We start from the raw sequence: 13,031 nt of genomic DNA, 5'->3' as shown, positions 1-13,031 counted from the left end.
CAAAATACTAAAGGGCTAAATACTTAGCCAAAATAAATCTCAAACTCTCTTTTAACTCTCAATTAAGAGGCAAAAGCCTCTTTATTTAGATGCAATTACATCTTTAGCGAATTTTTGTAAAATACCACCATTTTTGTAAACTTCAACTTCAGCAGAAGTATCTAATCTACATAATACAGGGAATTTAACAACTTCACCATTTGCTCTTGTCATAACAACAGTTAAGTCACATCTTGGAGTGATTTCACCTTCAATATCAAAAACTTCGCTTCCATCAATATTGTAAGTAAATCTAGTATCACCTTCTTTAAATTGTAATGGTAATACACCCATACCAACAAGGTTTGTTCTATGGATTCTTTCAATACTTTCAGCAATTAAAACTTCAACACCTGCAAGTCTAACACCTTTTGCAGCCCAGTCTCTTGAACTTCCTTGACCATAGTTAGTACCAGCAATAATAATAAGTGGTTGTTTTCTATTGTTATACTCTTCAATAGCTTCCCACATTCTAGACTCAATACCCTCTGGCATAATTTTAGTTAATGAACCTTGTTTAACATTTCCATTTTCATCTTTAAGCATTTCATTAAATAGTTTTGGATTTGCTAAAGTTGCTCTTGATGCAGTATTGTGATCCCCTCTATGTGTTGCATATGAGTTTAAATCCTCTACTGGTAATCCCATTTTTAAACAATACTCACCAGAAGCAGAATCTGGTAAAATTGCATTTGATGGAGATAAGTGATCAGTAGTGATATTATCAGGGAATACACCTAATGGTCTCATACCTTTTAATGCTGGCATACTCATATATTCAGCTTCCCAATATGGAGGTCTTTGAATATAAGTAGAGTTTGGATTCCATCTATAAAATGGCTCAGCTTTTATATCAGTTAAAGTATTTCTTGCAAACATTGGCTCATAAATAGCGTTATACATTTCTGGTCTAACATATTCTTTTTCAATTGCATCAATTTCTTCATCAGATGGCCATAAGTCAGCTAACTTAATATCATTACCATCTTTATCTTTTCCTAACACATCATTTTCAATATCAAATCTTACAGTACCTGCTAATGCATATGCAACAACAAGTGCAGGAGATGCTAAAAATGCTTCTTTTACGTATGGATGGATTCTTCCATCAAAGTTTCTATTTCCAGAAAGTACAGCAGTTGAGTAGATATCTCTATCAATTACTTCTTGTTGAATTTTTGGATCTAATGCCCCAGACATACCATTACAAGTAGTACATGCAAAACCAACTACACCAAATCCTAATTTTTCCATTTCACTTAATAATCCAGCTTCTTTTAAATAAACTTCAATAACTTTTGAACCTGGTGCTAATGAAGACTTAACCCAAGGTTTTCTTGTTAATCCAAGTTCATTTGCTTTTTTAGCTAGTAATCCAGCAGCAATAACATTTCTTGGATTTGAAGTATTTGTACAAGAAGTAATAGCAGCAATTAAGATACCACCATCTGGAATTAAATCACCTTCTTGAGTCCACTCTTTTACAATACCTTCTTCTTTTAAAGTAGAAGTTGGAACTAATTTATGTGGTTTTGATGGACCAGCTAATGATCTAGTTACACTTGATAAATCAAAAGTTAAAGTTCTAGCATATGTAGCATTTTCAAACTGATCTGCCCATAAACCATTTGCTTTAGCATAAGCTTCAACTAATTTAACTTGTTTTTCCTCTCTACCAGTTACTCTTAAATAAGAGATTGTTTGCTCATCAATAGCAAACATACCAGCACTTGCTCCATATTCAGGAGTCATATTTGCAATAGTAGCTCTATCACCTAAGTTAAGGTATTTAATACCTGAACCATAGAACTCTAAATATGCAGAAATAACATTGTTTTCTCTTAAAAATGAAGTCATAGATAATGCAATATCAGTTGCAGTAATTCCAGGTGCTCTTGTTCCTACAATTTCAACACCAATAATTTCAGGAACTCTCATATAAGAAGGGTTTCCAAGCATTACGTTTTCAGCTTCTAATCCACCAACACCTACAGCAATAACTCCAAGTGCATCTACGTGAGGAGTATGTGAGTCAGTTCCAACTAATGTATCTGGACTTGCAATTCCATCATTTAAGTGAACAACAGGCGACATTTTCTCTAAGTTAATTTGGTGCATAATACCATTACCTGGAGGAATAACATCTACATTATTAAACGCTTCTTTAGTCCAGTTAATAAAGTGGAATCTATCTGCATTTCTTCTATCTTCAATATCTCTATTTTTTTGGAAAGCATCTGGATCAAATCCACCACACTCAACTGCTAATGAGTGGTCAACAATAAGTTGTGTTGGTACAACTGGATTTACTTTTTGAGGATCACCACCTTCTTTTGCAACTGCTTCTCTAAGACCTGCTAAATCAACAAATGCAGTTAATCCTAATATATCATGACAGATAACTCTACTTGGGTACCAAGGGAAATCTTTATCTGTTCTTTTTTCAATTAATTGAATTAAAGAATCTTTTAAATCTTCACTTGGACACTTTCTAAGTAAATTTTCTGCTAAAACTCTTGATGTATAGTTTAATTTTTCAAATGAACCAGCAGTAATATCTTCAACAGCTGATTTAACATCATAATATTTAACACCATCTACACCATCAAGATCTTTAAGATATTTTTCGTTTGTCATTATCGTATATCCTATATTATATAATTTAATTAGGATTGCCTACAGTGTAGACAATCCTATTTATGTTTGCTACTGTAAAGAACTTTTTATGATTTTAAGTTGTAGCTACTAGAACATTTAAGTAGTCCTTAGGGACTACTTAAAACTATTTATAAAAGAAACTAAAATTATTCTCTTTCTTCTAAAGGAACAAATTTTAGATTTTCAGGACCAGTATAATTAGCTGAAGGTCTAATGATTTTTCCATCTTCTCTTTGTTCAATAGCGTGTGCACCCCATCCAGTTACTCTTGAAATAATGAAAATTGGAGTAAACATATCTGTTGGAATTCCCATTTGGTTATATGAAACAGCTGAGAACCAATCTAAGTTAGGGAACATTTTCTTTTCTTCCCACATTACTGATTCAATTCTTTCTGCAACATCATACATTAACATATTATTATTTTCTTCAGATAACTCTTTTGCAACTTGTTTAATTACTACGTTTCTTGGATCACAAATAGTATATACAGGATGTCCAAAACCAATAATAATCTCTTTTTTTGCCATTCTTTCTCTAATATCTTTTTCTGCTTCATCAGCTGAAGAATATCTTTCTTGAATATAGAATGCTACTTCATTTGCTCCACCATGTTTAGGACCTCTTAAAGCTCCAATTGCACCAGTGATACAAGAGAATAAATCAGAATTAGTTCCAGAAATAACTCTTGAAGTAAATGTAGAAGCATTAAACTCATGCTCAGCATATAAAATTAAAGATACATGCATAGCTTTAACCCAAGATTCTCTTGGTTTTTCACCATGTAATAGGTGTAAGAAATGCCCTCCAATTGATTCATCGTCAGTTACAACTTCTATTCTTTTTCCATTATATGCATAGTGATACCAATAACATAAAATAGAAGGAAAACAAGCCATTAATTTATCAATAATATTTTGTGCTTCTTCTTTTGGGTGAGATTCATCTTCAGACATAATTGCACCAAGAACTGAACAACCTGTTCTCATAACATCCATTGGGTGAGCAGTTTTAGGTAATTGCTCTAATGCAATTTTTACACCATCTGGAATATCTCTCATACCTTGAAGTTTTTCTTTATAAGCTTTTAACTCAGCTTTATTAGGTAACTTTTCATGAACAATTAAATGTGCAATTTCTTCAAATTCTGATTTATTTGCAAACTCTAAAATATCATATCCTCTATAGTGTAAGTCGTTTCCACTCTTACCTACTGTACAGATTGCAGTATTCCCCGCAGCATGCCCTGATAATGCAACAGATTTTTTTGGTTTAAATCCTGTAGTTGTACTCATAATTTTCTCCTTTTTCCCTAGTTGTAAATTAAACTTTGATGTTAGACTTATTGAAAAAGCTAATTACTTAGCTTTTCCTTTTGAAAATAATTCATCCATTTTTTGCTCATAAGCATGGTAATTTAACATATCATATAATTCCATTCTTGTTTGCATTGTATCAAGAACACCTTCTTGAGTACCTTTATCTTTTAATTCTTGATATACTGCTAATGCAGCTTTATTCATAGCTCTAAATGCAGATAATGGATATAAAACCATATCAATTCCTACACTTGCTAACTCTTCAGTAGTAAACATTGGAGTTGCACCAAATTCAGTAATATTTGCTAATACTGGTACATCAATAGCATCAGTGAACTCTTTATACTCTTTTAAAGTATGAATTGCTTCAGCAAAAATAGCATCTGCACCAGCTTCAACATAAGCTCTTGCTCTACTTATTGCTGCTTCTTGACCTTCAGATGCGTGTGCATCAGTTCTTGCAATAATATAAAACTCTGGGTCTAATTGCATTTTTGCATCAACAGCAGCTCTAATTCTATCACACATTTCTTCCGTTGATACTAACTCTTTATTTGGTCTATGTCCACATCTTTTTGCAGCAACTTGATCTTCTATATGAAGTCCTGCAGCACCAGATCTGATAAATTCTTTTACAGTTCTAGCAATATTAAAGGCATGTCCCCAACCAGTATCTGCATCTACAATTAATGGAGTATCACAAATAGAAGTAATTCTTCTAATATCAATACATACATCTTCTAACATAGTCATACCTAAATCAGGTAAACCATAAGAAGCGTTTGCAATACCTCCACCAGAAAGATAAATTGCTTTGTGTCCTACTCTTGTAGCTTGTAATGCTTGATATGCATTAATTGTTCCTACGATTTGTAAAGGAGCAGATTCTTTTAATGCTTCTCTAAATTTTTTCCCTGCGCTCATATAAAAGTTCCTTCTTATAAAATTTCATAATCCATTATACATCAATTGAGTTAAGCTAGATTGTATAATTACTGCATAAAAAAACCCAATTTTTTTGCGTAAAAATATATTATGTACAATATTTGTTTTTATGCTAAAAAATAGTACAATTAAAAATAATTTTTGTTTAAGGAAGGCACAATGTCTTTTAAATCAGGTATAGAAAAGATAATTGAAATATATAAGAGATCACATTTAAGTATATCAAAATTTTCATCACTAATTCAAAAAGATAGAAGAACTGTAACTTCGTGGGTAGATGGGCTTACTGATGTGGAACCAAGTGATGAAGTAAAAAAAAGAATTTGTAATTTATTTAGGTATCCAGATTATATTTGGGAAGATGGTTGTACTGATGATGAGTTTTTAAAATCAATTACACAAATCCCTCAAAAAGAAGTAAGAATAATTGATGAAGATTATCATGGAAGACTAAAATATATTATGGAAGTTGAAAGAAATAGAAGATTTGTAATTCAAGCACAATTTCCAGGGCCTATGTATAGAGATACTGCTGTTCAAAATGTATATAGAACAAGAACAGATAAAAATATAGAAGATTTAAAACAAAAAAGAATTGATCAAATGCTAAGATATGATTATGATACAACTGAGTGGTACTCTATAAAATCAGTTCTTAGTTTTTGTTATGCAAAAATTGGAAACTTCTTTACTAAAGAGGAAAAAATCAAAATTTTAGAACTTATATATGAATTATTTAATAACAACTATAATAAGAAACTTTTTTTATTTGATTCTTTTTCAAGGAAAATTTATGGAATGGAAACTACATATATCTCTATAAATGTAAAACAAAAGATTTTATTTTTTAAATCACCAATTGAGTCTGTATTTATTGAAATAAGAAATAGAAATTTAGTTGAAAGAATGCATAGATATTACTCTTCACCTATTGAAGCACCTTCTCATGTAAATTTTTTAGAATCAGTTAAAATTATAAAAATTTTGCAAGATGCATTAAAATATAATAATACTTTAGAGCAAGCTTATGAGACAATAAATAGAACAACTGATTATGGGGAACTTTTTTATAATAATTTATCAATTGATTTACAAAAAAATGTAAGTGCACCAAAATCAGGTCAAAGAAGAAATTAATCTTATATTTTGAATAGTTTTTAACTTAACGTTTTAAATATTAAAATGTTAGAATAAAATTTATAAATTATCTAAGGAATATCATTGAAACAGTATTTAGATTTATTACAACATATTTTAGATAAAGGTGTTAAAAAAGAAGATAGAACAGGCACTGGAACAACTTCGGTTTTTGGATATCAAATGAGATTTGATTTAAGTGAAGGTTTTCCTTTAGTAACTACTAAAAAAACACATTTAAAAGCTATTATTTCAGAGCTTTTATGGTTTATTGAAGGTAGTACAAATGAAAGAAGATTGGCTGAAATTCATTATGGAAATAAAGCTGAAAATCTAATAGGTAAAAAGACTGTATGGACTGCAAATGCAGATTTTCAAGGTAAAAATCTTGGATATACAAATACAGACACAATTAAAGAGTTAGGACCAGTTTATGGTGCTCAATGGAGAAGCTGGAAGGGTGCAAATGGGGAAAGTATTGATCAATTAGCTTTATTAATTGAGCAAATAAAAACAAATCCAGATTCAAGAAGACTGATTTTAAATGCTTGGAATGTGGCAGAGATTGATAATATGGCTTTACCTCCTTGTCATACTTTTTTCCAATTTTATGTGGCAAATAAAAAATTATCTTGCCAACTTTATCAAAGAAGTGCAGATGTATTTTTAGGAGTACCTTTTAATATAGCTTCATATGCACTTTTAACAATGATGATTGCACAAGTTTGTGATTTAGAATTAGGGGATTTTGTACATACATTTGGAGATGCACATATTTATTCAAATCATATGGAACAAGTTAAATTACAACTAACAAGAACTCCTTATGAAAAACCAAAAATGAAAATTAATAAGAATGTAAAAAATATCAATGATTTTAAAATGGAAGATTTTGAGCTTGTTGATTATGTATGTCATGAAGCTATAAAAGGGGAGATGGCAGTATAATGAAAATATCAATGATTGTTGCTTATGGTAAAAACTGGGAAATAGGATTAAATAATCAAATGCTTTGGCATATTTCTGAAGATTTTAAAAACTTTAAACAAATTACAAGTGGTCATCATATTTTAATGGGAAGAAAAACTTTTGAATCTATTGGTAAACCGCTTCCAAATAGAACTTCTTTAGTTTTATCTACTAAAGGATTTTCTTCAGAAGGTGTTCATACTTTTGATAGTATTGAAAAAGCTTTAGATTTTGCAAGGCAAAATGGTGAAGAAGAGTTATTTGTAATTGGTGGGGCAAACATCTATGAAACTATGTTTAAATATGTTGATAAGATGTATTTAAGTGAGGTTGATTTTCAAGGGGAAGCAGATGCTTATTTAAAGCAAATTGATTTTTCCACTTGGGATTTAATAGAACAAAAAGAGTATGAAGAAATTAGACAAGAGCAAAAGCTTATCTCTCCTTCTTGGAAATTTAAAGTTTATGTAAAAAAAGATTAATAAAAATGAATGATACAAGAGAAAAGTTACTAGAAGTTGCCTTTAATGAAATCTATCACAATGGATATTATGCAACTTCAGTAGATAAAATCTTAAAAGTTGCAAATATGAATAAAGGCTCTATGTATCACTTTTTTAAATCAAAAAAAGAGCTAACATTAGCAGTTATCAATGAAAAAATAAGTGCTTATATTGAAGATAAATATTCAGTTTTATTAAATAAAAAAGATAATTATATTGATGAAATGATTATTTTATTTAAAGATAGAAAAAATTTTGATTTTGTATCTGGATGTAAATTAAATAATTTAGTTCAAGAATTATCTTCTAAAGATATTGAGTTTAAAAACTCTTTGGAAAAAGTATATTTTAGATTTGAAGAGATAATTAAACTTGTATTAGATAAGGCTGTTTTAAATAATGAAATAGAGTATAAAGATACAAAAAATCTTGCAGTTTTTATAGTGGCTTCACTTGAAGGCTGTATAGGTACTGCAAAAAAATCCCATAATGCAGAGTTTTTTAATAACTGCATCTGTCAATTAGAATTTTTCCTAAAACAACTTAAAAAGTAAAATTTAAAAGTCTTGACTAATCGGTCAAGATTTTGTTATACTTTTACTTGACTAATTGGTCAAGAAATAGAAAGGGAGAAGTTATGCCATATATAAATTTAAAAACAAACCTTCAAGATTTTGAAGATAAAGAAGCTAGTATATTAGAACTTATAGTATCAAAAACAAAACAGATACTAAAAAAAGATGAAAAAGTTACTTCAGTTTTACTTGAAAAAGTTCCTTTTAATAATTGGTATATAAATAAAAAAAATGAATTTACATTTTTTTTAGAAATTAAAATTACAAAGGATTCAAATACAAAAGAAGAAAAGGCTTTATATATAAAAGAGATATTTGAAGGCTTTAAAGCTTTAAATATAAAAATAAATAAAGCTAGTTATGTTTTAATAGATGAAATAGCTGGAAATTCTTGGGGATATGGTGGTATTACTCAAGAGTATAGATACTCTAAAAGTTAAGATTATGAAAGAGTATTTTTTCCCAATTACTTTTGTACTACTTTATGGAAGTGGTTTTGTTTTTACTCAATATGGCTTAGAAAATGTAAGTCCTATGCTTTTTTTGCTAATAAGATTTTTTATAGCTTTTTTAATACTTTTTGCAATTAGCTATATATTTAAACTTTTTAAAAATATTAAATTAATACAAATTTTTCATATTAGTATTGCAGGAATGCTAACAGTTGGAGTATTTTCAATAGGAGTGTATTTATCTCTTAGTTTAGGCACTTCTGCTAGTTTAAGCTCACTAATTATAACTTTACAACCATTATTAGTTACCATTTTAGCTACTATATTTTTAAAAGAAAAAATTACTTTTAATATGTATTTAGGTCTTTGTTTAGGTTTAGTGGGAGTTTTTTTTATAGTAGGAATAAACTTAGAAAATAGCACATTTTTAGGTGTATTATTTTCAATTTTTGCACTACTTGGTTTAAGTTTTGGAAGTCTTTATCAAAAAAAATATTGTAGTTCTATGAATCTTTTTGCAGGTGGGGCAATTCAAACTTTTGCGTCAGCACTTTTAGTTTTGCCTTTTTTGTATTTTGAAAATAGATATTTAAATTTTAATTTAGATTTTATAATTGCTTTGTCTTATATGTCAATAGCTGTAAGTATAGGTGCTTTATCTATTTTATACATTATGATTAAAAATAGTGAAATTTCAAAGGTCTCTTCAGTTTTTTATTTAATCCCCATTAGTGCTCTTACTTTATCTTTTATTTTATTTGATAAACAAATAGATATAACTATTATAATAGGTGTAATAACAATTATAATAGCAATGATTTTAATTAATAAAAAGGAAAAAAATGAAAGCTTTATTGCTAATAGATATTCAAAATGATTATTTTAAAAAGGGTAAATGTGAATTAGTGGATAGTTTACAAGCTGCTTTAAACTCTAAAATATTATTAGATAAGTTTAGACAGAAGAGTTTACCTATTATTTATATACAACATATAAGTACAAAAAAAGATGCAACTTTTTTTCTTCCAAATAGTTTTGGTGTACAAATATATGAAAGTTTAAAGCCTTTAGATAATGAGTTAGTTATAACTAAAAATTTTCCAAATAGTTTTAGAAATACTACTTTAAAAGAAAATTTAGAAAAATTAAATGTACAAGAGCTGGTTATTTGTGGAATGATGACTCATATGTGTGTGGATTCAACTATTAGAGCAGCTTTTGATATGGGATATAAATGTAGTGTGGCTTATGATGGGTGTGCTACAAAAGATTTAAAAATTAATAATAAAATAATAAAAGCAAAAGAGGTGCATAATAGTTTTATGGCTAGTTTTGAATATATTTTTGCAAAAGTTTTAAAAGTTGAAGAGATTATTTGTAGTATATAAGGCTTAAGAATAGTTGTAAGTTTTAATTATGTAAAATAAACAAAAATTATCATAGGAAGAAAATGTTAAAAAAAATCTCAGCTTTATTCCCCCTTTGGGCAATTATTTTTTCAATTATCTGTTATTTGCAACCAAGCTTAGTAGTTGATTTAAAAGGTTGGATTATCCCTTTATTAATATTAATTATGTTTTGTATGGGAATTACTTTAAAAGTTGAAGATTTTAAAAGAGTACTAAAAAAGCCAAAAATTATAGCTTTAGCAGTATCTTTACAATTTTTAATAATGCCTTTAGCTGCATTTATTGTTTCAAAGTCTTTTAACTTATCAACGGAGCTATTAGTAGGAATGGTATTAGTAGGTGCTGTATCAGGTGGTACTGCTTCAAATGTAATTGCTTATTTAGCAAAAGCTGATGTGGCTTTATCTATTACAATGACAATAGTTTCAACTTTATTATCTATTTTAATAACTCCTTATTTAACTCTTATTTTTGTGGGGCAAACAGTTCCTGTTCCTGCATTTAATATGTTACTTAGTATTTTAAAAATTGTTTTTGTTCCTGTGGTTATAGGTATTGTTTTAAATCATTTTTTCCATAAGTTTATTGAAAAAAGACACGATTTTTTTGCTTTTTTATCAATAATAGCAATTGTATTTATTATAGGTATAATTATAGGAATTAATCAAAGTAAAATTTCATCACTTGCTTTATCTTTAATGTTAGCAATTATGTTTCATAATATAATAGGTTTAACTTTAGGGTATTATATAACTAAATTTATGGGATATGATAAAAAAAGTTGTAAAACAGTAGCTATTGAAGTTGGGATGCAAAATTCAGGTTTAGCAGTAGTATTAGCAATGAAATATTTTACACCATTAAGTGCCTTACCTGGGGCTATTTTTAGTATTTGGCATAATATTTCAGGTTCTATTATTGCTGGATATTGGGCAAAAAAGGAATAAATATGAATTTTAATGAAATAGATTTTAATGAGTTATATAAAATACAAAAAGAAAAAAGCACTTTTAAAGCTAAAAGCAGTGAAGACTGGAATAATAAAGCACCTTCAATGAATGAAAGAGTACATAACTCTATTTATAATGAAGAGTTTTTAAAACTTATAAATTTAGAAGGAATAGATACTTTATTAGATGTGGGGTGTGGTGTTGGAAACTTAAGTTTAAAATTAGCACCAAAATTAAAAGAGGTATATGCTTTAGATTATTCTTCTAAAATGTTAGAGTTTTTAAATGAAAATGCAAAAAAACAAAAACTTTTAAATATTCATACAATTAATACTTCTTGGTATGATTCTTGGCATAGTGTTCCTAAAGCTGACTTAGTTATTGCTTCAAGGTCAATGGAAGTAAAAGATATGAAAGAGGCTTTACTTAAATTAAATGATAAAGCAAATAAAAAAGTTATGATTTCATATAAAAAAGGTGGCTCTTTTGTAGATGAAGAGATTTTAAAAGCCTTGAAAAAAGAGATTATAAAAAAACCTGATTATATTTATGTGATAAATATTTTATATTCACTTGGAATAAATGCAAGTGTAAACTTTATAAAAAGTGAAGGTAGAAATAGTATTTATACTTCAAAACAGAAGTTTATTCAATCTGTTTCTTGGAGTATAGATGGTCTAACAAATGATGAGGTAAAAAGACTTGAAGAGTATTATGACTCTTTGGATATTAGTAAAAAAAATAAAGATTATGTTCAATGGGCAGTTATTTCTTGGGATAAGAAGGAGTAATCCTTCTTATAATAAATTTAACTCTAAAGCGAAGTTTTTTGCTAGTTTTTCATAGTTTCTAACTTCAAGTAATCTATTTTGGCCATTTATTCCCACTTGTGCTACTTCTTCTTTAGAAAGGTTAATAATCTCTTCTAGTTTATTTTTAATTGAGTCTTTATCAAAATTACAAAACCAAGCCTCTTTATTATCAGTAAATAGCTCTTTATTATTAGAATTATTAGTCATAATACAAGGAACGGCACTTGAGTAATAATCTAGTATTTTAACAGGTGTGGCACAATTAAATAAAGCAACATCAGGTAAAATAGATAGTCCAATATCTGCTTTTGAAATTAAATCAAGTAATTCTTCTTTATTTTGTGCATTATAAATCTCTACACAATTTTTAAGATTTTCAAAATTACTTAACATCTCTTTTGCATATTGAGGGTCTTTTGTAGAAATCATTAGTCTAAATTGATTATTATTAATTTGGCTAAAGGCTTCTAAAATTGTCTCAAAGCTTCTAAATTTATCTAAAGTACCTGCATAAAAAAATCTTTTATAATCTTCCACATGTTGTATATTATCATGTAAAACTTCTGGGTCAATTGCAGGAGGTATTACAAAAGTTTTAGTTTTTACTCCTTGAAAATATATTTCACTCATATATGAAGAACTAGGAATAAAAATATCACACTCATTTATTAAAGCAGTTTCAGAAAAAGTTTTGATTTTATCATCTATGATGTCAAAAAAACTTTTTTGATTTGAAGCTTCATCTTCTTGAAGTTTTATAATTCTTCTAGGAAATACCGATCTAAAGCCTACTTTATATTTATGCCTAATTTTTCTTTTAAGTATATGTTTTAAAAGTTCAATATCATTTCTAACAACAATAAAAGAATAGGAATTTATATCTATACCATTATTTGACAATTCATCTAGTAGATTTTTTTTTAGCTTTTTTGGTAAAATGAATCTTTTATCATCTTTTTTTTCAAAATCAGATTTAAATTCTGAAAAATAAAGAATATTCATATCAAAATATTTACTTAAATATTTTTCAAATAAAGCACCTATGAAACTAAGATCTGTATATTCATCTTGGTCAGTTATATATAAAAACTTTTTCATTGGCTCTCCTTTGTTAAATTGGAAGTTTTAATTATAACTATAAATAGTTGCATAAAAAAAGCATTTGAAAAATAATTTTATTTGTGTTACTAAAATTATATAAAAATTGTTCATTAATTTGAGTTTAAAACATTCTATTATAAAATATTAGCTTCGATTTATCAA

Annotated in this window: 13 protein-coding genes; 9 read left to right on the top strand and 4 right to left on the bottom strand. The window is 28.0% G+C overall.

What is annotated here, in order from left to right; genetic code table 11:
- Positions 1-81 precede the first annotated feature (81 nt).
- From acnD to prpB, 3 genes are all read right to left on the bottom strand, one after another.
- Positions 82-2,676, bottom strand: a complete 2,595-nt coding sequence (acnD, locus tag AMYT_RS11895) for a Fe/S-dependent 2-methylisocitrate dehydratase AcnD (RefSeq protein WP_114842742.1) — start codon at positions 2,674-2,676, stop codon at positions 82-84.
- Between the two features lie 167 nt (positions 2,677-2,843).
- Positions 2,844-3,992 carry a bifunctional 2-methylcitrate synthase/citrate synthase gene (prpC, locus tag AMYT_RS11890; RefSeq protein WP_114842741.1) on the bottom strand — a complete coding sequence of 383 codons (1,149 nt, stop codon included), beginning with the start codon at positions 3,990-3,992 and terminating at the stop codon, positions 2,844-2,846.
- A 63-nt stretch (positions 3,993-4,055) separates the two neighbouring features.
- On the bottom strand, positions 4,056-4,940 hold the full coding sequence (gene prpB, locus AMYT_RS11885; RefSeq protein WP_114842740.1) for a methylisocitrate lyase: 885 nt from the start codon (positions 4,938-4,940) through the stop codon (positions 4,056-4,058).
- 180 nt (positions 4,941-5,120) lie between these two features.
- On the opposite strand from prpB, the gene AMYT_RS11880 reads away from it, so the two are divergent.
- From AMYT_RS11880 to AMYT_RS11840, 9 genes are all read left to right on the top strand, one after another.
- Complete coding sequence (locus tag AMYT_RS11880; protein WP_114842739.1) at positions 5,121-6,098, top strand: hypothetical protein; 978 nt, start codon at positions 5,121-5,123, stop codon at positions 6,096-6,098.
- An 84-nt stretch (positions 6,099-6,182) separates the two neighbouring features.
- Positions 6,183-7,046, top strand: a complete 864-nt coding sequence (gene thyA / locus AMYT_RS11875) for a thymidylate synthase (protein WP_114842738.1) — start codon at positions 6,183-6,185, stop codon at positions 7,044-7,046.
- Positions 7,046-7,549, top strand: a complete 504-nt coding sequence (locus tag AMYT_RS11870; protein WP_114842737.1) for a dihydrofolate reductase — start codon at positions 7,046-7,048, stop codon at positions 7,547-7,549. Before thyA ends, AMYT_RS11870 begins: the two co-directional genes overlap by 1 nt.
- 5 nt (positions 7,550-7,554) lie before the next feature.
- Positions 7,555-8,124, top strand: coding sequence for a TetR/AcrR family transcriptional regulator (locus AMYT_RS11865; protein WP_114842736.1), 570 nt, complete (start codon positions 7,555-7,557; stop codon positions 8,122-8,124).
- A gap of 83 nt (positions 8,125-8,207) precedes the next feature.
- On the top strand, positions 8,208-8,585 hold the full coding sequence (locus tag AMYT_RS11860) for a tautomerase family protein (protein ID WP_114842735.1): 378 nt from the start codon (positions 8,208-8,210) through the stop codon (positions 8,583-8,585).
- 4 nt (positions 8,586-8,589) lie between these two features.
- Positions 8,590-9,474, top strand: coding sequence for a DMT family transporter (locus AMYT_RS11855; RefSeq protein ID WP_114842734.1), 885 nt, complete (start codon positions 8,590-8,592; stop codon positions 9,472-9,474).
- Positions 9,440-9,985, top strand: coding sequence for a cysteine hydrolase family protein (locus AMYT_RS11850; RefSeq protein ID WP_114842733.1), 546 nt, complete (start codon positions 9,440-9,442; stop codon positions 9,983-9,985). Before AMYT_RS11855 ends, AMYT_RS11850 begins: the two co-directional genes overlap by 35 nt.
- Before the next feature lie 62 nt (positions 9,986-10,047).
- A complete protein-coding gene (locus AMYT_RS11845; protein ID WP_114842732.1) occupies positions 10,048-10,953 on the top strand; it encodes a bile acid:sodium symporter family protein in 906 nt (301 codons plus the stop codon).
- 2 nt (positions 10,954-10,955) lie between these two features.
- Positions 10,956-11,747 (top strand): class I SAM-dependent methyltransferase, encoded by a 792-nt coding sequence (locus AMYT_RS11840; protein WP_114842731.1) that lies wholly within the window; start codon positions 10,956-10,958, stop codon positions 11,745-11,747.
- A 6-nt stretch (positions 11,748-11,753) separates the two neighbouring features.
- On the opposite strand, the gene AMYT_RS11835 is transcribed toward AMYT_RS11840, so the two are convergent.
- Complete coding sequence (locus AMYT_RS11835; RefSeq protein WP_114842730.1) at positions 11,754-12,866, bottom strand: glycosyltransferase; 1,113 nt, start codon at positions 12,864-12,866, stop codon at positions 11,754-11,756.
- Between the last annotated feature and the right edge of the window lie 165 nt (positions 12,867-13,031).

The sequence above is a fragment of the Malaciobacter mytili LMG 24559 genome, from assembly GCF_003346775.1.
Classification (GTDB): Bacteria; Campylobacterota; Campylobacteria; order Campylobacterales; family Arcobacteraceae; genus Malaciobacter; species Malaciobacter mytili.
The sequence above is the reverse complement of the archived record's forward strand: the minus strand, read 5'-3'. Positions and strand labels throughout refer to the sequence as shown.